19 protein-coding genes and 1 other RNA gene are annotated in these 22163 nt (G+C 38.6%); 10 read left to right on the forward strand and 10 right to left on the reverse strand.

The genetic code is table 11. The annotated features are described in order from the left end of the window. Nucleotides 1-14 precede the first annotated feature (14 nt). A complete protein-coding gene (locus I6E80_RS09800; protein WP_197185444.1) occupies nucleotides 15-3029 on the forward strand; it encodes an EAL domain-containing protein in 3015 nt (1004 codons plus the stop codon). A gap of 12 nt (nucleotides 3030-3041) precedes the next feature. Here the strand turns inward: I6E80_RS09800 and I6E80_RS09805 are convergent, their stop codons facing one another. Further along, on the reverse strand, nucleotides 3042-3371 hold the full coding sequence (locus I6E80_RS09805; RefSeq protein ID WP_007581414.1) for a translation initiation factor: 330 nt from the start codon (nucleotides 3369-3371) through the stop codon (nucleotides 3042-3044). Nucleotides 3372-3506: 135 nt separating this feature from the next. On the opposite strand from I6E80_RS09805, the gene I6E80_RS09810 reads away from it, so the two are divergent. The 4 genes from I6E80_RS09810 to I6E80_RS09825 all read left to right on the forward strand — a co-directional run bounded on the left by I6E80_RS09810 (nucleotide 3507) and on the right by I6E80_RS09825 (nucleotide 7448). Next, nucleotides 3507-3812: an STAS domain-containing protein gene (locus I6E80_RS09810; RefSeq protein ID WP_024598430.1), complete on the forward strand. Its 306-nt coding sequence runs from the start codon at nucleotides 3507-3509 to the stop codon at nucleotides 3810-3812. Next, a complete protein-coding gene (locus I6E80_RS09815) occupies nucleotides 3812-5461 on the forward strand; it encodes a SpoIIE family protein phosphatase (protein WP_076925475.1) in 1650 nt (549 codons plus the stop codon). The genes I6E80_RS09810 and I6E80_RS09815 overlap by 1 nt, the downstream gene beginning before the upstream one ends. Nucleotides 5462-5517: 56 nt before the next feature. Next, nucleotides 5518-6177 (forward strand): GAF domain-containing protein, encoded by a 660-nt coding sequence (locus I6E80_RS09820; RefSeq protein WP_197185445.1) that lies wholly within the window; start codon nucleotides 5518-5520, stop codon nucleotides 6175-6177. 80 nt (nucleotides 6178-6257) lie between these two features. Beyond that, nucleotides 6258-7448: an amino acid aminotransferase gene (locus tag I6E80_RS09825; protein WP_024598427.1), complete on the forward strand. Its 1191-nt coding sequence runs from the start codon at nucleotides 6258-6260 to the stop codon at nucleotides 7446-7448. A gap of 72 nt (nucleotides 7449-7520) precedes the next feature. Here I6E80_RS09825 and I6E80_RS09830 read toward each other — a convergent pair whose 3' ends face one another. Continuing rightward, nucleotides 7521-8723, reverse strand: coding sequence for an aromatic amino acid transport family protein (locus I6E80_RS09830; protein ID WP_024598426.1), 1203 nt, complete (start codon nucleotides 8721-8723; stop codon nucleotides 7521-7523). A gap of 215 nt (nucleotides 8724-8938) precedes the next feature. Between I6E80_RS09830 and I6E80_RS09835 the strand changes: the two genes are divergently transcribed. Then, complete coding sequence (locus I6E80_RS09835) at nucleotides 8939-9832, forward strand: DMT family transporter (RefSeq protein WP_197185446.1); 894 nt, start codon at nucleotides 8939-8941, stop codon at nucleotides 9830-9832. Nucleotides 9833-9837: 5 nt separating this feature from the next. Here the strand turns inward: I6E80_RS09835 and I6E80_RS09840 are convergent, their stop codons facing one another. Next, nucleotides 9838-10716: an OmpA family protein gene (locus tag I6E80_RS09840; protein ID WP_007581990.1), complete on the reverse strand. Its 879-nt coding sequence runs from the start codon at nucleotides 10714-10716 to the stop codon at nucleotides 9838-9840. 202 nt (nucleotides 10717-10918) lie between these two features. Here I6E80_RS09840 and rnt point away from each other — a divergent pair, with 202 nt between their 5' ends. Then, complete coding sequence (gene rnt, locus I6E80_RS09845) at nucleotides 10919-11623, forward strand: ribonuclease T (RefSeq protein ID WP_024598424.1); 705 nt, start codon at nucleotides 10919-10921, stop codon at nucleotides 11621-11623. Here rnt and I6E80_RS09850 read toward each other — a convergent pair. Then, a complete protein-coding gene (locus tag I6E80_RS09850; RefSeq protein ID WP_197185447.1) occupies nucleotides 11607-13232 on the reverse strand; it encodes a DUF342 domain-containing protein in 1626 nt (541 codons plus the stop codon). The two genes, rnt and I6E80_RS09850, sit on opposite strands and share 17 nt — an antisense overlap. A gap of 263 nt (nucleotides 13233-13495) precedes the next feature. Here I6E80_RS09850 and ssrA point away from each other — a divergent pair. Next, nucleotides 13496-13852: a transfer-messenger RNA gene (gene ssrA / locus I6E80_RS09855) on the forward strand. Nucleotides 13853-13956: 104 nt separating this feature from the next. Here ssrA and I6E80_RS09860 read toward each other — a convergent pair. From I6E80_RS09860 to I6E80_RS09870, 3 genes are all read right to left on the reverse strand, one after another. Next, nucleotides 13957-15063 carry a hypothetical protein gene (locus I6E80_RS09860; RefSeq protein ID WP_331459336.1) on the reverse strand — a complete coding sequence of 369 codons (1107 nt, stop codon included), beginning with the start codon at nucleotides 15061-15063 and terminating at the stop codon, nucleotides 13957-13959. Between the two features lie 161 nt (nucleotides 15064-15224). Further along, on the reverse strand, nucleotides 15225-15521 hold the full coding sequence (locus I6E80_RS09865; RefSeq protein WP_076925481.1) for a hypothetical protein: 297 nt from the start codon (nucleotides 15519-15521) through the stop codon (nucleotides 15225-15227). 35 nt (nucleotides 15522-15556) lie between these two features. Next, on the reverse strand, nucleotides 15557-16561 hold the full coding sequence (locus I6E80_RS09870; protein WP_197185449.1) for a YHYH protein: 1005 nt from the start codon (nucleotides 16559-16561) through the stop codon (nucleotides 15557-15559). A gap of 186 nt (nucleotides 16562-16747) precedes the next feature. Between I6E80_RS09870 and I6E80_RS09875 the strand changes: the two genes are divergently transcribed. Beyond that, a complete protein-coding gene (locus I6E80_RS09875; protein WP_197185450.1) occupies nucleotides 16748-17506 on the forward strand; it encodes a sulfite exporter TauE/SafE family protein in 759 nt (252 codons plus the stop codon). 34 nt (nucleotides 17507-17540) lie between these two features. Here the strand turns inward: I6E80_RS09875 and I6E80_RS09880 are convergent, their stop codons facing one another. The 3 genes from I6E80_RS09880 to mnmC form a co-directional block, all read right to left on the reverse strand. Continuing rightward, nucleotides 17541-18176 carry an NAD(P)-binding oxidoreductase gene (locus I6E80_RS09880; RefSeq protein WP_170072099.1) on the reverse strand — a complete coding sequence of 212 codons (636 nt, stop codon included), beginning with the start codon at nucleotides 18174-18176 and terminating at the stop codon, nucleotides 17541-17543. Nucleotides 18177-18359: 183 nt separating this feature from the next. Then, a complete protein-coding gene (locus I6E80_RS09885) occupies nucleotides 18360-18683 on the reverse strand; it encodes a hypothetical protein (protein ID WP_197185451.1) in 324 nt (107 codons plus the stop codon). 67 nt (nucleotides 18684-18750) lie between these two features. Next, complete coding sequence (gene mnmC, locus I6E80_RS09890; protein ID WP_197185452.1) at nucleotides 18751-20760, reverse strand: bifunctional tRNA (5-methylaminomethyl-2-thiouridine)(34)-methyltransferase MnmD/FAD-dependent 5-carboxymethylaminomethyl-2-thiouridine(34) oxidoreductase MnmC; 2010 nt, start codon at nucleotides 20758-20760, stop codon at nucleotides 18751-18753. A 177-nt stretch (nucleotides 20761-20937) separates the two neighbouring features. On the opposite strand from mnmC, the gene fabB reads away from it, so the two are divergent. Further along, the gene (gene fabB, locus I6E80_RS09895; protein WP_004335606.1) at nucleotides 20938-22149 is read left to right on the forward strand and encodes a beta-ketoacyl-ACP synthase I; all 1212 of its coding nucleotides are present in this window, start codon (nucleotides 20938-20940) and stop codon (nucleotides 22147-22149) included. Nucleotides 22150-22163 lie beyond the last annotated feature (14 nt).

A 22163-nucleotide genomic window follows, 5' to 3' on the forward strand; every position in this document is an offset into this window, starting at 1 on the left:
ATTAAGGTTGACCCGTGGTTTACAGACGCCCTCCATCGCGTTTTGGATTGAATTCTTTAAGTGTAAAACTATCGCTACTCATATCCGCTATTTGCCTAATAGCAGGGGTGTGTGCGGCTGCCTTAATGCTTAAATCTGAAGAGAAACAACTTGTTTTTGAAGAACATGAGATTTTAAAAAGCTCGACAGACTTATTAGTGAAGCAATTTAATGAGCGCATTAAAACAAAAATAAATATTGCGCAGCAAGCTAATAACGTAGTAACACAGCAACTTTTCCAACCCAATTCACCAATTAATTTAAGCAACAAATCACAGTTACAGTTTAATAGCGACGGTACGATTCGAAGTGCCTCGGCTGATGGCTTATCAGCAGCATTTTTACCGCAGCAAAATTACTCTCCTTTTTATAAACGCCTATTTAATGATTCTGAGATGCTGTGGCGTATAATATCTCCTACACTGGTACACGACTTTTTTAACTTTTATCTCATTACAGATGATGATTTTATTCGTGTTTCTCCTCCAAACTGGGCACTGAACGCACCAGCTGATTTTAGAGCGACGAATGGCTCAACTTATAAATCGATTAAGAGCACGCTTGAAACAGTAAGAGAGCCTGCATGGTCAAAAGTCTACTACGATACAGTATGGCGCAAGTGGGTTATTAGCCTACTAGTACCTGTTTATGTTGATAATGAGTTTTTAGGTGTGACGGGGAGCGATATTTCCCTCAACAAACTTATTTCGTTTTTACCTGTTGGTGATAAAGAAAAACACCTACTTGTGTTTGATAGCAAAGGGCAATTGTTGGCACACCCAGACTTAAATCCGACCTTACTAGCTGACTATGGTAGTGATAATAAAGCACTCGCTACTAACGAATTTGTAAACCCAGCGCTGCAGTCGATTATTGACGATGTTATTGCAGTGAAGTTACCTGAATACGCAAATTCATTTGAAAAAAATGACGAAGCTCATATTATCAATATTCGTAAGATTGATGACTTAGATTGGTACATAGGGGTATATAAAAAGCGTTCATCTACGTTATCTGCATTACAAGATTTAAAACTGAAGTTCTTCGGTCTCTTTATTTTATACGCAATATTAGTTGCCTTATTGCTGCATCAAGCGCTTTATCAACTAGTCCTTCGCCGTTTACATACTTTGGTTTATGCAGTTACAAGTTTTGGCAAAGGTCAATTAACTACAGAATTTCCACCAGAAAACAAAGATGAGATTGGCACGCTTAATGGCTCATTTAGAGACATGACGGTAGAAATTCGCAAACTTATCGATGGCTTAAACCAGAGAATTACAGAAAAAGAAATTGCTGAAAAAGCAGCTAACCGTTTATCTAAAGCGGTCGCATTCTCGGGCACTGGCGTTGTGATCACCGATGAGAATTTTGTAATTGAATACGTAAATCCAAAAATGCTAGAAATGACAGGCTACCCAGAAAGCCATTTCAACAGAGCGCCATTACTGAATATTATTGCCTCAGAGATGTCTATTTTAGTTGAAGATATAGACATAGATTTACGCAGCCGTAATTATTGGCGCGGTGATACATTAATCCAAGGCTTGAATAAAGAGCCAATTTGGGTATCTCTAAGTGTTTCACCAATTCGTGAAGAGGGCGGTGAAATAACCAGTTACGTAGCATCAGCACAAGACATTTCGTTTGTAAAAGAAAGCCAGCGTAAAATGGAGCAACTTGCTTACTTTGACACCCTTACTGGTCTTGCCAACAGAACGTTCTTTAGAATGCAATTACGCAAATCAATGGCATTAGCTGAACGTGGGCACTATGCGTTTGCATTGTTTTACTTTGATTTAGACGAATTTAAACGTATTAACGATACATTAGGCCACGATGCAGGCGATCAATTATTAATTGAAGTGGCAAACAGACTTAAAAAACGTTTACGAGCCGAGGATACCATAGCACGCCTAGGTGGTGATGAATTTGCAGTGTTGCTCAGTGGTATAGAAAGCCAAGCTCACGCGACTGATGTTGCCAATACAATTCAAAAAACGCTAAATGTACCTATTAAACTAGGTAGCAATGAAGTTATTGTGAGCGCGAGTATTGGTATTACAATGGCTCCGTACGATAGCCTGGAAGAAGATCAGTTATTAAAACATGCTGACTTAGCAATGTATGAGGCAAAAGCTAAAGGGCGTAATACATTCCATTTTTATAGCCAAGAATTAAACGCAGCTGCTAATGAGCGTTTATTTATTGAAAATGAGCTACGTATAGGACTAAAAGAAAAACAGTTTGTAGTTTACTACCAACCTCAAGTTGATAGTCGTACTCATCAGGTAGTCGGCTATGAAGCGTTATTAAGATGGTTCCACCCAACTGAAGGCGCAATCCCTCCAGATAAATTTATTCCTATTGCAGAAGCGACAGGCCTTATAGTTGAATTGGGCGAATGGGTGCTTCAAGAGTCTTGTGATTTTGCCGTAAGATTAACAAAGCAAGGCTTAGAAAATAATATATCGATAAACTTATCTGCTCGTCAGTTTAAAGACTCAAGCTTAGTCTCAACACTGAGTAAAATGATAATTAGGACGGGTGTTTCGGCTAAGCGCCTTCATTTAGAGCTTACCGAAAGTATGCTAATGGGAAATGTAGAAGCTGCAATTACACAACTTCACGAGCTTAAAGCTTTAGGTATATCTATTTCTATTGATGATTTTGGTACTGGTTATTCGTCGCTCAGTTACTTAAAACGATTCCCGGTTGATATATTGAAAATTGACCGTTCATTTGTAAAAGATATCCCTGAGGATACAAATGATATGGAAATCACTGCAGCTATTATTGCCATGGCGCAAAAGTTAAAGCTAGACGTTGTTGCCGAAGGAGTTGAGACAATAGAGCAGATGCAGTTTCTACAAAATAATAATTGCTTCATTGTACAAGGCTATTATTTTAGTAAACCCATAGCGGAGCACGAACTACCAAAGTTGTATGAAAGGTTAACTGAGCTCTCAAATAGCGAAGTAAGTAGTTAATAAAATTGCGGGTTAACCACCCGCAATTTTAACTTTAAATTTTAACGCTTCTAAAATGGCTTTTAGTTTATCGCGGTCATCACCTTGCACTTCAATAATACCTTCTTTTACTGCGCCGCCTTGGCCCATTTTGCTTTTTATAGTTTTAGCTAACTTTTTTAAATCGTGATCTTTTGGATCAATGCCTACAACTAACATTACGCCTTTGCCTTTACGCCCTTTTGTTTGACGTTCGATGCGAATAAAACCATCTTTAAAAAGCTTAGCTTCTAACTCTTTTTCTGGTTTTGGCTGGTCAATGCGACCCGTACTTGTTGAATATACTAAGTGACTATCACTCATACCTTACCTTTATGGATAAAAATTAATTAAATATTGGCGTAAATGATAGCAAATTTGAAGTTGTGTGTTTTTCTTTTTGCTAAATACTTTTAACAGGTTATATTTAGTTCAAAGGAAATATTATTGGAGTTTAATATGAGTTTAACTAAGAATGAATCAGTCGATGGCACTACATTAACAATACAAATCAAAGGTAAATTTGACTTTAATTTAGTGCAATCTTTTCGCCAAGCTTATGCTCAAATGAGTGAAAAAATTGTAAAGGTTATTATTGATTTAAGAGAGACTGACTACATGGATAGCTCAGCACTTGGCATGTTACTTAACATGAAAAAAACCATTGATAGCCAAGTAAAAACTATCGAAATAAGCAATTGCCAACCACAGCTTAGAAAAATTCTACAAATTTCACGTTTTGATAAAAAGTTTGATATTAGCTAATGATACATGTGTTAATTGTAGATGATCAGGCGCTCAATCGCATTTTACTCAGTAAAATGCTTGAGCAAGAAGGTTATAAAATATCAGTGGCTTATAACGGACTAGATGCGCTTAATGTACTTAAAAGAGAGCCAATAGACGTTGTTTTGCTCGATGTTTTAATGCCTGTAATGGATGGTTTTGAAGCCGCTGAAAAAATAAAGCAGCAGTATAGTGAAGTTTACTTACCAATTATTTTTATAACCTCCTTAGAAGATCAAGCAAGTTTTGAGCACTGCCTCGAGGTAGGCGGTGATGACTTTATTCATAAACCATTTGAAAAAGTTATTCTGCATGCAAAAATTAAAGCACATATTCGCACCAGAGAGCTGAGTAAAAAAGCTAACCAGCAAAAAAAATTGCTTGAATATCATCATAATCAAATTGAACGTGAACACGAAATAATTGAACATATTTTTAATAACTCATTAGAAAATCAAGGTAAGTTTAAAGAGTATTTAGATTTTAATTTATCACCTGCCTCTATGTTTAACGGCGATATGTTTTTAGTAGCGCAAAGTCCTATCGGTAATTTGTATTGCATGTTGGGCGATTTTACGGGTCACGGCCTAGCTGCGGCTATAGGTGCATTACCAACTTCTCGTGTGTTTTATACTATGGTACAAAAAGGTATGGCGGTTAACGATATTGCCAGCGAGCTAAATACACTACTGTACAACCTCCTACCTGGGCATATGTTTTGTGCTGCAACCATTATAGAGCTTAGTGCATCAGGTAAAAGTGTTTCTGCATGGATGGGCGGCCTGCCAGATGCGTACCTAATAGATAAAGACGGTAATGTAAAACAAACATTAGAATCGCAGCATATGGCGCTGGGGATTTTAGATGAACAAGAGTTTGAATATGAAGTTATTCATTTTGAAACAAATAGTAATACACGGCTAGTATTAGCAACCGACGGTATTATAGAAACAGCAAACAAAGAGGATATATTTTTTGGGGAAGAGCGATTTTTACAAACCTTAAAAAGTAAATCGATGATTAGTAGTGAAGACATAGTTGCTAACGTTACTAAGTTTGCCGATGGCACTAAACAGCAAGATGATTTAAGCATTGTTTTACTAAACTGCCTGCCTTTAATTCCTGAGGAACAAGAGCGGGAAGCCTTTTCTACTTTAGCCTTTAATTTATCTTTGAGCTTAAACTCAGAGCAAATAAAAAAAACTGATCCAGTGTACGACGTCGTCAATATTTTAAGCAGTGTTGAGGGGTTAAATACTCATCGCTCTAATATATTTTTACTGTTGTCTGAGGCGTATAACAACGCGCTTGATCATGGTGTATTAGGACTTAATTCAGAAATTAAAAAACAAGAAGACGGCTTTTTTCGATATTACGAGTTGAGAGAGGCAGCCCTTGCTAAACTTACAGATGCCATGATTATTATTGATATGCGCTATTGCCCCGACACGCTCAGTTTATATTTTATTATTTGTGATTCAGGCCGAGGGTTTAGTAGTAAGCACGATGAGTTGGCAAAGGCTAATAACGAATTTGGCAGAGGGGTGTCTTTATTAGAAGAAATAGCCGAAAAAGTCACTTATAACGCCAGTGGTAACCAAGTTGAAATGTGCTACAAGTTGAGCTAGCTCTGTAAAAATATCCATGCTATTATTCTCGAAACTTTAGATGTATGGATGGCCAAATGATTTCTTCTTACTTAAAACAAGCACAACTTAGTGCTAATCCAGCTTTGATTTCAACAGAGCTTGAAAAGCTTGATCTACATTTAGCAAACACTGCTTTGTCTGATGTGTGTTGGGAGTATCAAATACCTGAGCTTGGCGAGGGCGGTGCATGTAGTCTATTTGGCTACTTACAAGATGAGCCATTCAAATTAACTGACTATCTTAAAAATGATGAGCAAACACAGTTCAAGCTAGCTAATTTACAAAGTATTGTAAGCTACATTGAGCAGCAAACAGGCGTTGATTGGTATGGTATTTATCAATCAACTAATACCCCTGAAGGTAAGCAACTATTAAAGCTGGCTTATCATGGTGCGCCTAGTCGTCCGTTGTTTCCGTTAACGCAAGCATTTGCGGCTGGCAGTAACAACGTACAGGTTGCGCTATCTCACAAGGGCCGCATTATTAATAACGTTGAAGCGTATTTATCACAAGGTGGTGAATACTACACATGCGATCCTAAAGTTAAATCAGAAACCTGCCTACCTTTATTTAATGCACAAAATGAATGCGTTGGTATTGTAGATGCAGAAGCCTTTAAAAATGATTTTTTTGATGAAAAGACGCTTGCCGTTTTAATTGCATGTTGTATTAAAATTCCTCACTTTCTAGTGTAAATAACGCTAGTCAATATGATGTGCTTTTATGTTAAGCTTAGCTTAACAGCTAACCCCTAAATAACGATAAGAGATAGCCAATGTTCTCAGTATTAAAACCATTACCAACAGATCCTATTCTTGGCCTTATGGCGGCCTATAAACAAGATACAAACCCTAATAAAATTGATTTAGGTGTAGGTGTCTACAAAGATGAGCAAGGCAATACACCGGTTCTTAAAGCGGTAAAAAAAGCTGAAGCGTTTCGTCTTGAAAACGAAATGAGCAAATCTTACATTGGTTTAGCGGGTAATTTAGATTACTGCCAAAAAATGGAGCAGTTACTATTAGGTGAACACCAAGCATTACTAGCTAACCGCGTACGTACCGCGCAAGCTCCTGGTGGTACGGGGGCACTTCGTGTTGCGGCTGAATTTATTAAGCGTTGCAATAAAGACGCGACTGTTTGGGTAACTAACCCAACATGGGCTAACCACATTAGCTTGTTTGAAGCTGCAGGCTTAACAGTAAAAGAATACCCATATTACGATTACGAAAATAAAGATTTACTGTTTGATGAAATGATCAACACACTTAAACAAGTGCCTAAAGGTGATGTGGTTTTAGTGCATGCATGTTGTCATAATCCAAGCGGTATGGATTTAAATGAAACACAGTGGAATACGGTTGCCGAACTTGCAAAAGAAGTTGGCTTTACACCACTTGTTGATATTGCATACCAAGGCTTTGGTGCTTCACTTGAAGAAGATGCACGTGGCTTACGTATTTTAGCCGATGCAGTAGAAGAGCTGATTATTTGTTCTTCATGCTCTAAAAACTTTGGCTTATACCGCGAGCGTATTGGTGCATGTTCACTAATTGCAAAAGACAGCGCAACAGCAGATATTTCAAACTCTGTAATGCTAAGCGTTGTACGTAGTATTTACTCAATGCCGCCAGCGCATGGTGCTGACATTGTTAATACTATTTTAAGCAGTACTGAGCTTACACAATTATGGCACTCTGAGCTTGATGAAATGCGTAGCCGCATAAATGGCTTACGTAGCTTAATTAAAGAAAGCTTAGCAACTAAAGATATTGCTCAAGATTTCTCGTTTATCGAGCGCCAAAACGGTATGTTTTCTTTCTTAGGTATTAATAAAGAGCAAATTGCTCGCCTACAAAAAGAATACGGCATTTACATTGTTGGCTCTAGCCGCGTAAATGTTGCAGGTGTTAGTCATTCAAATATTGAATACTTTTCAAATGCTGTAGCTGACGTTTGTAAATAAACGCAGTTAATATAAAAAACCGCACACCTGATGATGTGCGGTTTTTTATTATCTAAATTAAAACAAAAAACTTTAACCAATAGCAGGAATAAGCCCCACCATTTGCATAAACTGTGCAGCAATAATAGTTATGCCACATATAGCTGCTATACCAAGCCCAACATTCCCACTTTTTACTTTATAGCCTGTTTTATTTGATGTTGTACGCTGTTTATAAACCATTGCTACAGGCAAAAATATAGCCAGCACGACAAGTGCTATTGCAGCGTAACCTAAAGCCATAATAAAGCCTTGAGGGTAAAATAGCGCAAAGCCAAGTGGCGGAATAAACGTAATTAAGGCCGTTTTTATTCGATCCGTTTTATTGTCACCTTTTTTAAATGCATCAGCAAAAAAATCAAATAACCCTAAACTCACCCCTAAAAATGATGTCGCCAGTGCTAAATCAGCAAATAACTTAACGGCCGTTGCCACACTTGGGTTATGCGCAATGCTTGCCACGCTAGATACAAACCCATTAAGCCCTTGGCTGTTGAGTAAATCAGCTTGACTCATAATACCTTGGCTAAGTAGTTGCCAAAAAATATAAATAACTAAAGGTAGGGCGGCTCCAGCAATCATTACTTTGCGCAGTACTTTTATTTCAACACCAACATATTTAACAATTGAAGGAATAGATCCATGAAAGCCAAACGAAGTAAATATAACCGGTATAGCCGAAAGGATTAATCCTTGCTCTACGGGCATCTCTAATAAGTGCTTACCTTGCACATAAGGGGTAAGCATGTAAAACAAGCTAGCTAATACAACAATTTTTATTGTAAATAACACTCTATTTAATTTATCTACCTTGCTAGTGCCTAGCGTTACCACACTAGCAATAATAACAGCGAGGATCACAGAGCCAAACTGTGGGGCTATATTTACATCAAAGCCTATATTTATACGCGCTTGAAGTTGTGCACCACCACCTGCAATATAAGCAGCGCATAAAGCATAAAATAAAAAAACCATCGAAAAATTCGCAATATATTGTCCGCGTTTTCCAAGCCATAATTTAGCCAATGTATTTAACGTTGCATCGCGTGGTGCATATTGGTGTAGCTCTAACATGAGTAGTGCGGTGTAGGTCATTAGTAACCAGCTAGCAATTATTAATGCAAGTGCAGTACTAAACCCAAGCCCGGCAGATGCAATTGGCAATGCCAACATACCCGCACCAATAGTGGTGCCTGCAACAATTAACATGCTTCCAGTTGTTTTATTTTTAAGCACTTAATTACCTTAATTATTATTAATATTGATGCACCATATAACTAGTTGCTCAAATCTCAAATAGTTTTGTAATAAAAGAGCGGTATTAAAATGTAACTTACAATTTACAACTGTATTTATTAAGGACTTTAGTGTTTAAAAAGTACTAAAACACAGTAGTGAGCGTATAATTTATTCTTTGTTTTATTGATTCATATAAAGCGTAGGGATGGCACGTGCCAGTTAAAGTATCGTATTTTTTAATGGTTCTTATATGGTCCACTACACCACTGGGTATCGTGTGGAGTAGTGACACCGTATCGCCAACACTTGCAGTGTTAATGCGGATGCTGGTGGGGCTATTTTTAGGCGGGTTAATTGTTGCTATTACAAATATTAGAGTGCCTTGGAGCAAAAATGCATGCTTACTTTATTTTTATTCGAGTATAGGTATTTTTGGCGGTATGTTGTTGAGCTATATGGCAGCTAAAACAGTCCCTTCGGGTATTATTTCGCTTATGTTTGGCCTTGCTCCTATTTTGTCAGTGTTGCTTGCTCAGCAATTATTAAATGAACCTAAATTTAGCCCGATTAAATTAGTTGCGTTAGCGTGCGCCTTAATTGGCTTATATTTCGTTAGTTATAACCAAGTACAAAACTCGCAAACTCAAGGGCTCGGGTTATTTTATGTGTTTATGGCTGTCTGCTTTTTTAGTTTAAGTGGTGTGATGATCAAGCGCGTGAAAATTGCGATTCATCCTATGGCAACAACATTTGGCGCATTGGTTTTTGTAACCCCACTCTTTTTTATTGCTTGGTGGTTATTAGATGGTGAATTGCATATACAAAACTGGAGTGCAAAATCATTGTGGGCTATTGGTTATCTAGGAATATTTGGATCTTTAGTAGGGGCTTTGGCGTATTTTCATGTGCTGCAAAACCTAAATGCAAGCACGGTATCACTTACTACACTTATAACTCCTAGCTTTGCGTTAGGCTTGGGGGCTTGGCTAAATAATGAGTCATTAAGCCAAGAACTAATAATTGGTGCGGTTATTATTTTAATTAGTCTAGGTTTTTTCCAATTTGGTGATAAGTTTTTAAAGCGAAAGAAAGTAAACACAAATTAGCTTTACTACATTTTCTCTATTTGAATAATTAAACGACGGTTTTTGTCTCGGCTTAAAATGTTATCGTTATTATCAACAAAGCGTTTTTCGCCCAAACCGGTTGTTTGTACTTTGGCTTCATCAACACCCAAGCTCACCATGTAATCTTTTATAGTTTTGGCGCGCTTGCGCGATAAATCTAAGTTATTCCAGCGTCCGCCATAACTATCGGTGTATGAGTCAATACTAATGGACTCTATGCTTGCATCATTTTTTAAATACTCAGCAATCTTATCAAGACGTTGTTGCGAGGATTTAGTTAATTTACTGCTGTTAGATTGATAGTTCATTACAGTAAACGAAATATCTTCAAAGCTGTAAGGGAGTAGCTCATCGCGGCATTGTAAAAAAGCCCAGTAAGCTTGTTTAAAGTTTACGCTCGATATACCAACGGCAATTTTATCGGCACTGTTTTGCCAGTCTTGATAATAAAAAGTAGGGTAGTAGCCTTTTTCAAGCTCGGTAAGCATTTCCCATGCGGTTTTATTGCCTAGCTCGCCATCAAACTTTTTAAGTAATTTCATATTTGCAATATCGCGAGCGGGCAATCCTGCACGCCATGTAGGTGGCACTGCTTTTAAACCTGCAATTGCGTAGTTATCTGGGCGTACAACCATATCTAAATTAAATGTTAAGTTTTTATTTTTACTTGCAGAAGCTTTAAATATAGCTTCACCGTAATAAGGAACCTCATGATTTAATTGGCATTGTAAGCGCGTTGTTTTAACTACTTCCCAGTTGGAGTTGTCTTGGGTTGCTGTGTATTGGCGCATAGCAGCTTGCGAGTGAGTACTGTAAAGCACTGCACTTATACTAAGGCTAATAAATAACAACTTATACTTCATGGTGCTCTCCAGCTATCCGGGAATGCCAATAATTTGGCAAATTTACGACTGCAATGATTAGTTTGTTCTCTACGTAACTAACTTATAAGTTAAAGCAAGTTATGTGCCTACAATTTTAAAGCAATAAATACTTAAATCCCCTAGCCTAGGGGGCATCAATTTTGACATAATAGTCAGCTTACACGTATAAACAAAGAAGACTATGGCAAATACTGAGCAAACACCTTTCGCAAAACGCTTTCGTGGATTTTTTCCTGTTGTTATTGATGTTGAAACTGCAGGTTTTAACAAAGAAACAGATGCCTTGTTAGAAATAGCAGCCTCTGTTTTAAAAATGGATGACGAAGGACTGCTCAGCATAGATCATACTGTTCATTTTCATGTTCAGCCATTCGAAGGCGCTAATATAGAGCAAGCAGCCATCGACTTTAACGGTATAGACCCGTTTTCACCATTACGTGGCGCAGTACCTGAAGACGAAGTCATTAAAGAAATATGTAAAGTAGTACGCAAAGCGCAAAAGGCTGCTGGGTGCCAACGTTCAGTTATTGTGGCACATAATGCCGCATTCGATCATGGCTTTTTAAATGCAGCAATAGAGCGTAATAACATTAAGCGTACGCCATTTCACCCGTTTGTAAGCTTTGATACAACATCTTTAGCGGGTTTAGCGTTAGGGCAAACTGTATTAGCAAAAGCATGTAGAGCGGCTGGTATCGAGTTTGATAACAGCCAAGCGCACTCAGCGCTTTACGACACAGAACGTACAGCTGAGCTTTATTGTTTAATAGTAAACCGCTGGCAGCAATTAGGTGGTTGGCCATTAGCGCCGCTAGATGATGGCGACGCTGATGCCGAAGTTGACACTGAAACAAAAAATGACGAAGAAACTAAAACGTCTGAGTAATTTTACCCTCAGTTAGCTTAACTAGGTGGGGCGGGTAAATACGCGAAAATTGTTTAGAATCTTTCGCTATTTTAAGTTCCACACCAGGGTGCATTAATTCATTTACTTTTAAACGACTACTGGCAAGTAATTGCACTATTTTTTGCTTAATAAGTAGTTTTTGACGATGAATATGCGCAGAGCGTATTTTTATATGCTTTTCATTTTCAGTTATTTTATTCATGAATTGCTGGCGCTGAGCAGCACTCGCAATTTTACTCGCTTTTTCACGAGCCTGTTGTAAAGCTGTTACTTTAGTCGCAAGTATTTTTTCAAAATCGGTGATTTGTGTTTGCTTTTGGCGAAGCTCAAACCAGAGTTGCGCTAAAAATACGCGTGTTTTAGTACCGGCTGGCGCGCCTAATTCACCCGTTTCAATGCGCATAGCATCTAAAATATTACCGCCAATAATTTTACCTCGCGGGTCATTTGCTTTGCCTACACGTATTAATCGCCTAGCACTTAAATCACAATGTAGAGCTTGGCGTTCAATAAATAAATCTTGTTCGGATTTAATATTGCAGTACTGGGCATAACCAATCGAAATAGTTCGCTGAGAGGTTATAGAGCATGTAAATGCTTCCTCGCCTTCACGTTTTCGGCCAATTGCGCCAAGCATAATGGTTACGGCACTTTTACTTTCAACAGTTCCTGATTCTACAAAACCAAGTACCGTAATATCACCGTTGGCTTTTACACGCATGCCGTCTTTAATATCGCCAGTAATAATTACGCTACCATCAAAATCAACGTGGCCGGTGCTTACATCTACGTTATCAAAGCATAAAACATCATCTACACGCATACCACGGGGTAGGGCAACGGGCACGCCTTTGCAGTCGGCAATAAGCATATTAGGATTATTAGGATCTACCTTTGTACCTTCGAAAGGCTGGAGTTGGTGATCTTTACCTGGTTTTGCACTAATTGAATCGCCAAATACCGTATAGCCTTCTTCTCCAGGGGTCGCTGCAATACGCTGCATTAAGGGAGTGCCAGGTTTTACGGTGATAATAGCGCCAAGGTTTTTCATATCAACCTTACCGCCTTCTTTAGCTTGTGGGCTAAGTACTCGGTCTTGAGCTGTTGAGCATAAACGTACAAATTTGGCATCGCTGCCTTCTTTTGGATTGCGCCCATGTGCAATTATGGCACTGTAAGAGCTTCCTGCTGGTTGCTCAAACTGCTGGCCTAAAAAGGTATCAAGCGCACGAGGGCTTATTCCTTTTTTAACACCTGCATCAGCAAGTGCTTTTTGCGCGCCTTCCATAGACAAAAGTGCGCCACCTTTAGCGGTAGTTAATGTTGCTTCTGCGACCATGTTTTTTTCATCAATATTAATGACAAGCGACGCATCTACAGCTCTAGCAACGACAAGCGATACTTCCTGATAATTTTTAGTTGGCGCAAAAAGCTTTCCAATATTGGCAATGACAGCTTCGTACTCACTAAACTCAGATTGCTCTAGCATTTGCGTTAACTGAGTACTTGTAACAGGAAAACCACTATCAATAGGGTGACTTTCTAAAGAGACAAACCCTGTACTTTTATCAAATGAAAAAACCGACATTTATTAATTCCCTACTCTATGCCTGTTATTATTTTTATTTTTTACAACTAAAGGTTTAGAAATAGCAAAAACCTTAACTCCTCATTTGAACACAGGTTAAACACATTGTTAAGTAAATGTTTATATAGGCTTGCATAAACTAAATTTTGGTTACTTAACACGCGATTGGCACATACAATTAAAATAAAGCGTTACTAGGCCTTGAGTATCAGTACTTTACTCAGTTATACTGTTTGCACGCTCTGAATTGAGTTACTAATTCAGGGGCTGATTAGGATTCGACGGAATTCAAGAAGCCCAAGGTGCATGTCGAGGTGCGGTTTGCCTCGTTAAACAGCCGCAACCTAAAGTAATCGCAAACGACGATAACTACTCTCTAGCAGCTTAGGCTGGCTAGCGCTCCTTCCATGTATTCTTGTGGACTGGATTTTGGAGTGTCACCCTAACACCTGATCGCGACGGAAACCCTGGCCGGGGTTGAAGCGCTAAAACTAAGCGGCCTCGCCTTTATTTACCGTGTTTGTCCGGGACTTAAAGGTTAATTAAATGACAATACTAAACATGTAGTACCGACGGTCGAGGCTTTTCGGACGGGGGTTCAAATCCCCCCAGCTCCACCAATAAAGGTTTTTGAAATCGTTATTCGAAAACCATAAGAAACCCGCAAATTTGTTAATCCAAATTTGCGGGTTTTTTTATGGAATTTATAAAGTAAAAATAAAGTTTAAGAAAGTCTTATTGCACGTAGCTTCATTTTTATTGCAATCACAAGCAGGCTAAATAACGACAGCATACTTATTAACAACGTTAGATTAAGTATTGGGTTGCTTGGCTCATCGGTACTGACCGGAGAGCTGTTTATAGTTTGCGAGTTTTGATGTTGCCTAATATAGCTTTGGCTGATCCAATCTACCGCGTTTATCCATTGTACTTTGGCGGGGTCAGTATTGTTTAGCATCCCTATTGCGTGCTTATCGTTATCTAAGCTTTTTGAAAGTTGTATCAGTTGCTGCCAAAATTCATTTTTAGGGCCTAGGTCGTCTATCTCTTGCAGGTGCTGTTGTAATTTGTCACCCCCCATCGTTTTTATATCAGCTTGCCCGGTAGTTTGCGCGTAGCTATTTATTAGCGATGAAAAGCGTCTAAAGTACTCATTACTTTTTTGCTGTGTAGGGTTAGCTGTTCGCTCGTTTGTTACTTTTTGTGCTGGTTGATTTAGGCTATTTTGATCAATCAAATATTGTTTATAATTTTGGTAACTTAAGTTGTTTGTAGTTGTGTTATTTGTAGTTCCGTTATTTAGAATGCCAAAGTTGTTTTTCAGTGCATTAACACTGATCACTACGCCTATTAAGGTAATAATACAAAGTGCGCTATAGCAAAAGTACAATGCGCTTTTTAAAGTGTTACGCAGTAGTTTATATTTATTATAACTTTGCTTAATAGCTGCAGCTGTATTTGGGGCTTTGCCCGTATCTAGGCGTTCACTTTGTATTGAGATACTTTTGCCTTCAGTACTTTCACTAATGTGTTTATCTGTATTTTTACTGTGCTCAGTGAGTGCTATTTGATTATTTTGAGATTGAGAGATTACAGTAATTAGTTGAGGTTCTACTTTAGTAATCAAACCTAGCTTTTTAAGTGAGGATTCTGTTTTAACAGCATCAATACTCGATAAGTCTTTTTTTAAAGCGTAAGCTTTTCCATCAAATAACTGAACAACAATATTATGAGGAATATTAAGAAGTTGGCTGAGTTGTTCTTGGGCAGAGGTAAGGTCAGTATTTTGATATAACTGACCATTAAAAACAATTTTAAATGTGGCGCTCACGTTGGTACCTTGCTTGTGTAATTCCATTTTTGGAATTTTATTTTTATTATTTGATACACAAAGTTAATTTAACAGATAAAGGTGATGCTTTCTAATAATTTGTAATTAAAAAAGCCTTAACAAACAGCGTTAAGGCTTTGGCGTGTAGCTGTTATTTTACTTTATAGTTTAGCGAGTGATTTAACTGATTGCTTTTGAGCACTTGCTGGTTGGGTTGCTTTGTCTATTAATGTTTCAAGTGGCTTATTTCGAACGCACATAAGTACTTTGTTCATCGCTTGGCATGTGCCTGTCGCTTTTTTATCATGGCTTGTGTAGCTGCAATCTTCATTAATGGCTTTTGCTTCACATGCTTCCCAAGGCGCATTTGAACCGTGGCCTGCATGACTTAGGGCTGAGCATGAAGTAGCAAGTAAAAAGCCAGTTGTTAGTGCTTTTATTACGTTAAATATTTTCATTAGTATCTCAGTTAATTATTTAGCCAGAATGCGACTTATCTTGCGGTAGCACCTTTTAAGCAACCAATAAACATGTTTTCAGATACATCGGCTGCGTGGTAGTGGTAACCGCGTGTATCGTCGGTGTGGCCTCTACATTCGTCTAAATCAGTGGGTTCTAATCCATCTTCGTTAAGCATGCCAAATATACCAAATCCATCGAGTGCATAACCCATCATGGCGGCATGACCGTCTGATTGAATTTGTGTTTGGCTACAACCTGCTTCACCGTGGTAGTGATAACCTGCTACTAAGTTAATATGCCCAGCGCAATCATCAAAAGCGGCAATAGTGTATGCGCCTAAAATAGCATCAACAGGGGCGGGTGCAGCAAGTACAACACCATTGAGAGCAACACCCACATTGGCGTTACCAATACTGCTATTTTGAGTGGTTGCAACAGGCGTTATTGGAATTAAAAATGACTCTGATATACCGCCATCCACATAATCAATAGAGCATTCTACGCAGTGGTTTTGGTATTGTTCTTCTACGTTTGGGCGTGCAGCGCCATCACACGATTCTTGTGTGTCGGTTACATTTACAAGGCCTGTACCTTCGTCGTATAGCTGCCAATGACTATCGTTATATAATGTTGGTAGATTTAAAATAAAGTCGCCGGTTATATCGTAAACCTCACCGGTGCCATCAAACCAAATACCAGCTTCGTCAGCTGTTGACGTGATATTTCGAGGGCAAAATACACCAATCTCGTAATTTGAAGGCGCACCTGCTATATCAATTTTATAGCATGACGCTTCATCGCCGTTACTTAGCGTACATGTTTGAGTGGTAATTGATGAAATGAGCGCATCGCTTTCAAAGTTAAAAGGGTCGACTTCTACAACAAAATCGGTTGAAGTATCTGTTGTAGTTCCCTCATCGGTGGTTGTTTCAGTTACAACTGTACTTTCAGCATCGCTACCGTTACAGGCGGCTAAACTCAGTGTAAGTATGCACACTGCAAGTGGTGTTAAAATTGGTGTGTTAAATCTTTTCATCAAAAATATCCGGTAATGAAGTTGAATGTATAATATTTGTTAAACGTGCAAACAAAGTGCAAAAACAACGCAACATAGTACATAGCCTGAGATAGAGGCTGATAAAGTGGCTATAAATGTGTGTAGTACCTTTTTTATTATTTAAATACTGCGACTTAAAAGTATTTAAATAGGCAATGGAGTTTTATGGATTTTTTATTTCCCGACAGCATGTCTTTATTTTTGTTTTTATTGTTAATAATCACCGCTGGCTTTACTTCTTTTGTATCTGCTGCATTTGGTGCTGGTGGTGGGTTAATGCTGCTTGTTGTTATGGCGTCGTTTATGCCAATGGCAGTTGTTGTGCCTGTGCATGGTTTAGTACAGCTTGGCTCTAATGCAAATAGGTTTTTACTCAGCTTTAAGCATATTGATAAAAGCATGTTTGTATATTTTGCGTTAGGCGGCTTAGTAGGGGCGGGGTTATCAAGTTTTGTAATTGATGATATATCGCTTGATGCCATGAAGTTAGTGGTCGCTATTTTTGTTATTTACTTACTGTGGGGTAAAACGCCACCTATAAAATTAACCTCTAAGGTGTGGCGTATGGTCGCCGGTGGAATAACTACTTTTATTTCTATGTTTGTCGGGGCAAGTGGCCCATTAGTTGGTAGCTGTTTATATATAAATAATTACGAAAAGTTAAAATTTACGGCAACGTTTTCGAGCATTATGAGTGTGCAGCATTTATTAAAAGCGATAATTTATGGCGCTGTTGGTTTTAGTTTTTGGCAATGGATACCGCTTGTAATCGCTATGGTAATAAGTGGCGCTGTAGGAACTTGGTTAGGAATTAAATTACTTAAAAGTATGTCTGGGGATAAATTTAAGCGTATTTTTAGAGTCGTTTTAACGTTATTAACCCTGCAGCTTGGTTGGCAGGGTGTAAAAGTATTACTCCACTAGTAAAAGTGGAGTAATCGTCGTTAAATAATAACGTTTATTTTACAGCTGCTTTGATTGGCTTGTCGCCGTCGAACAACTTAAAAATGCGGTTACTAATAAATGAGTTGGTCGCAATATGTAATAATGCATTAGCTACGTTTTCGCGGCTAATTTTAGCTTCTGAACGATCGCTTGGTTGCTGCGTAGTTACTTGCATTGAAGCGCTATCGTCAGTCAAAGTACCTGGGCGAACAATGGTATAATTTAAACCACTATTTATTAGGTGCTCATCAGCCATGTGCTTAGCAACTAAGTAAGGTTTTAAATCACCTTGAATCGAATCTGGATCGTCTGCACCAATTGAACTGACCATAATAAAGTGGTTAACGCCGTGCTCTTTAGCGAATGTAGCTGCTTTTGTTGCAGCCCATAAATCAATGAGTACAGTTTTATCATCGCCTGTACTTCCACCAGAACCAGCAGCAAAAATCACTTGGTCACAGCCTTTCATTGCATCACCAAAATCACCTTCAAGATCTTGCTCAACAATAGTTAAAAAAGAGCTGTTTAAATCGCTTAACTTATTTTTGTCGCGCACTAATGCCACAACATTTTGCTCATTTTCTAAAAGTAGCTCAGTTGCCATTTTACCTATTTGTCCGCTTGCGCCAATAATTAGGGTCTTACTCATAATTAACTCCTTCCAATAAATAGTAAAAGTAATGTGCTTACAAACAGACCTTGGGGTAGGGGATTATTTTTAAAGGGTAAAAAAGAGTTTGAATGAGCTAATTTCAAAAAATACTTTAATTAAAATGCGATGCTTAACTGAGTATTAAAATTAGCTGCTTTGGGTGTGTTTTTTTAGACCTTTTTATTCAACCATTATACTCACTTCGGTCACATAACTACGGCGGTATAGACTAATACGTACTTTACGTTCTTGGTAATTATAAAACAAAGTGCGATATGTATTATTGCCATTTGTTTTTAAAGGTTCACCCAATTTTTGATGATAAAAGCGAGTGATATCAGAAATTGAATCTGTTAAATAACCAGTGCGTACCATTGGGTATTCGCTTGCTACGTCCATCGTTGTAACAAATTCTTCAGGAAGTGGGATTTCAGTGACGTTTTGGCTGAGTGCGTTAAACGATAGAGTGCATAGCAATATTATTAAAAATGCTAAAGTTTTCATTAGAGTCCTTTGAGTAATAAATTCCTTTTATTGGTACTTATTTTACCTCAATAAGCTCCGATGTCATTTAAATTTTATTACGAATTAAATCTCGCACTATAAACCGTGCAGGGTGAATCGCTTGGCTTACACGTTCGCTTAATGGCCGGGGTTCGTTATTTAAACAACTTACGAGGTGGTCTGCACTTAACGGTGCGCTACACAACGCGCGTGCGCCAAAACCGGTAAAAATATGCAGGCCTTGTTGTGGTTTATTAAGTTGCTCATATTGGTAGCGTTTACCTAAACGTAGATTAGCAAAAGCCATTATATAATCACTTTGCTCGCACCATTGCCCTGCCATTGGCAGGTGATCTATAAATGTGCAGCGAACAGCCGCTTTTGCCGAGGTTATATTGCCGAGGGTGGAGGCAAATTCACTTTGCTTATAAAAGCTAAGTAGTTGCTCTTGGTTTAATTGGTTGTCGATCGCTGTAACTTGGCGGCTTTTAGTGTTTTTTTCAAACGTGGCACCCATACAGTGATGATCTAAATAAGCCGGTGTAAAATATCCTTTATGGCATAGCACTGTTTTAAGTTTGCGTGATTGCTCACTTGCCTCAATATGTGAAACCTGACCGCGTACGCCCACTATAGGTAGCGCTTTTGTTTGCTCAAATGCATCGCTGTGCTCACCTGCACAAATAACTACATCGCTAAACGGGCCTAATTGCTCATCATTCGTTAATAAAAACCAACCGCTATCAGTTTTTTTAAGCTGCTTTATATTGCAGTTAAATACGCTTATGAATGGGTTTATGCTATTTGCAGCGCTTAGCATAGCGTTTACTAATTGCGGCGGGTTAATCCAGCCGCCTTGTTCAAAATACACACCTGAATAACCTGTCGTTACGCCGGCTATTTCATCGCCTTGCTCTGCGGTTACGTTACGCATTAGCTGCGTTGGCCACAGTTGCTTTTGTGCTAAGTTTTCGTGCTTATCAGCTAGAGGTTTTTTCACTGCGTGTTGTAATACGCCGCACCAATCATAATCAAAACTAAAACCACTGCTAAGTAAGTTGTTATATAGGCGTTTGGCGTATAAAAAGCTATGTGCAAACAATTCACTGTGCGGCGAGTTTTTAGCCTGTAGGTGAGGGTAAATAGCGCCTTGCACATTGTGCGATGCCCCCATTGCAGGCTTTTCATCTTGGCAGAATAAGTGGCTGGTTATGCCTCGTTTAGCCAAGCTGTATAAAATACAGCTACTGGCAATACCACCGCCAATGACCGCTACGTTTTTTAAAGTGCTGCTATCTTGATTAAAATAAGCGGGGGGTGATTGAGCGTTATTAACATGTTTAAGTTGGCCAATAAGGATATCTTCTCTTTGATTAAAATCTTTGGCTTTTTTAGTGCTAAAGCCAGCCTCTATTAATCCTCGTTGAACAAAGTCAGCGGCAGTAAAAGTCGATAAGGTTGCATTAGCTCTTGATATATCAGCCATGGAGTTAAATAAACTTTGCTGCCACATATCAGGATTTTTACTTGGCTCAAGCCCATTTAAATACCAAGCATCAACAATACCTGTTTGTGGATAGCTCATTGCTTTTATTGATTCAAGCGCATCACCAAAGTATAAATCGAGAACAACACTGCCATTATTAAATTCGAGCCGGTGGCATCCTTCTAAATTAATTGGGTAGTTTACTGTTAGTTGCTCACTAAAATAATTTAAGGCAGGCCAAGCGGTTAATGCTTGTTTTAAGTCAGTTAATGTTAAGGGATACTTTTCAAACGAAATATAGTGTAGGCGTTTTACGCTTTTTTCACATTCATTTTGAACTTGCATCCGCTCAAGGTGGTCTTTAAAGCGTTGCCACGTATTTAAAAAGTTTAAACCGGTGCCAAAATCGGTTTCGGCAATAACAAAATGTGATTGGTCATGATTTTGTAATCGTGCATCTATATTATTTTGCTCATAGTACACATAATGCGATTGAGCTAAGCCATCGTCATTAGAAAAATAAATATCACCGGAGTTATTAGTCAAAGGTGTACCTAAATTATTAATGTGACTATGTGCGTTTTTAATCATAATTTTTAAATTTATAGATATATTTTTAATTATTTTACGGGTTTTCTTTGTAATAGTCTGGCGTTATTTATAAGCTAGCAGTTCAGAGTACAAGTGTACGCTAGAAAGCTGACCACTTAGGTGATTAAATTCGCGTAAAATAGAATGCAATTAAGTATTAAGCTAAGGGAATTACCCATGAGAAGAGCTGTAATTACAGGTATCGGTGTTGTATCAAGCATTGGTAACAACAAAGAAGAAGTATTAGAATCGTTAAAAACGGGCAAAAGCGGTATCGCTTTTAACCAAGAATTTGCCGATTATAAGTTACGTAGTAACGTATCGGGTAAAATTGATATTGACGTTAAAGCACATGTTGACCGCAAAGCAATGCGCTTTATGGGCGATGCTGCTGCATATTCTTATATTTCGATGACTCAAGCAATTGAAGACTCAGGTTTGTCTGACGACCAAGTATCAAATGAGCGCACGGGTATTATTGTTGGTTCTGGTGGTGGTTCGTCGAAATGGCAGGTAGAAGCTGCTGATATTTTACGTGAAAAAGGCGTAAAACGTGTAGGGCCTTATATGGTGCCACGCACTATGGCGAGCACTACATCTGCTTGTTTAGCAACACCCTTTAAAATTAAAGGTGTTAACTATTCAATTAGCTCTGCATGTGCAACATCTGCACATTGTATTGGTAATGCAGTAGAACAAATTCAATTAGGTAAGCAAGATGTTGTTTTTGCTGGTGGCGGTGAAGAACTGCACTGGACATTGGCAATGGAATTTGACGCTATGGGCGCACTTTCTACTAAGTACAACGAAACACCAGAAAAAGCATCTCGTACATACGATGCAAATCGCGATGGTTTTGTTATATCTGGCGGCGGCGGTATTGTTGTAGTTGAAGAACTTGAACATGCACTTGCACGTGGCGCGCATATTTACGCTGAAATTGTTGGCTACGGTGCAACATCAGATGGCTACGACATGGTTGCTCCATCTGGCGAAGGTGCAGCACGTTGTATGCGCCAAGCTATGCAAGATGTAGATAGCATTGATTACCTAAATACGCACGGCACATCAACGCCTGTAGGCGATGTTAAAGAGCTAGGTGCGATTCAAGAAGTGTTTGGTGGTAAGTCACCAATGATCAGCGCAACTAAAGCAATGACGGGTCATGCCCTCGGTGCTGCAGGTGTTCACGAAGCTATCTTCTCATTATTGATGCTAGAGCACAGCTTTGTAGCGCCTTCAATTAATATTGATGAGCTAGATGAGCAAGCGACAGGTTTAGATATTATTACTGAGCGTCGTGACGTTGAACTAAATACTGTTATGTCTAATAGCTTTGGCTTTGGTGGCACAAACGCGACTTTAGTTATGAGTAAGTACAAAGGTTAGTTTGAGTTTATAAG

The sequence above is a fragment of the Pseudoalteromonas sp. NSLLW218 genome (genome assembly GCF_015864775.1).
In the GTDB taxonomy this organism is placed as follows: domain Bacteria; phylum Pseudomonadota; class Gammaproteobacteria; order Enterobacterales; family Alteromonadaceae; genus Pseudoalteromonas.

What these genes read in the sequence shown, in the direction of transcription:
- I6E80_RS09825 (WP_024598427.1), top strand. Translation starts at nt 6,258, where the DNA reads ATGTTCTCAGTATTAAAACCATTACCAACAGATCCTATTCTTGGCCTT.
- I6E80_RS09820 (WP_197185445.1), top strand. Translation starts at nt 5,518, where the DNA reads ATGATTTCTTCTTACTTAAAACAAGCACAACTTAGTGCTAATCCAGCT.
- rnt (WP_024598424.1), top strand. Translation starts at nt 10,919, where the DNA reads ATGGCAAATACTGAGCAAACACCTTTCGCAAAACGCTTTCGTGGATTT.
- I6E80_RS09850 (WP_197185447.1), bottom strand. Translation starts at nt 13,232, where the DNA reads ATGTCGGTTTTTTCATTTGATAAAAGTACAGGGTTTGTCTCTTTAGAA.
- I6E80_RS09840 (WP_007581990.1), bottom strand. Translation starts at nt 10,716, where the DNA reads ATGAAGTATAAGTTGTTATTTATTAGCCTTAGTATAAGTGCAGTGCTT.
- I6E80_RS09805 (WP_007581414.1), bottom strand. Translation starts at nt 3,371, where the DNA reads ATGAGTGATAGTCACTTAGTATATTCAACAAGTACGGGTCGCATTGAC.
- I6E80_RS09885 (WP_197185451.1), bottom strand. Translation starts at nt 18,683, where the DNA reads ATGAAAACTTTAGCATTTTTAATAATATTGCTATGCACTCTATCGTTT.
- mnmC (WP_197185452.1), bottom strand. Translation starts at nt 20,760, where the DNA reads ATGATTAAAAACGCACATAGTCACATTAATAATTTAGGTACACCTTTG.
- I6E80_RS09815 (WP_076925475.1), top strand. Translation starts at nt 3,812, where the DNA reads ATGATACATGTGTTAATTGTAGATGATCAGGCGCTCAATCGCATTTTA.
- I6E80_RS09875 (WP_197185450.1), top strand. Translation starts at nt 16,748, where the DNA reads ATGGATTTTTTATTTCCCGACAGCATGTCTTTATTTTTGTTTTTATTG.
- I6E80_RS09870 (WP_197185449.1), bottom strand. Translation starts at nt 16,561, where the DNA reads ATGAAAAGATTTAACACACCAATTTTAACACCACTTGCAGTGTGCATA.
- I6E80_RS09865 (WP_076925481.1), bottom strand. Translation starts at nt 15,521, where the DNA reads ATGAAAATATTTAACGTAATAAAAGCACTAACAACTGGCTTTTTACTT.
- fabB (WP_004335606.1), top strand. Translation starts at nt 20,938, where the DNA reads ATGAGAAGAGCTGTAATTACAGGTATCGGTGTTGTATCAAGCATTGGT.
- I6E80_RS09810 (WP_024598430.1), top strand. Translation starts at nt 3,507, where the DNA reads ATGAGTTTAACTAAGAATGAATCAGTCGATGGCACTACATTAACAATA.
- I6E80_RS09880 (WP_170072099.1), bottom strand. Translation starts at nt 18,176, where the DNA reads ATGAGTAAGACCCTAATTATTGGCGCAAGCGGACAAATAGGTAAAATG.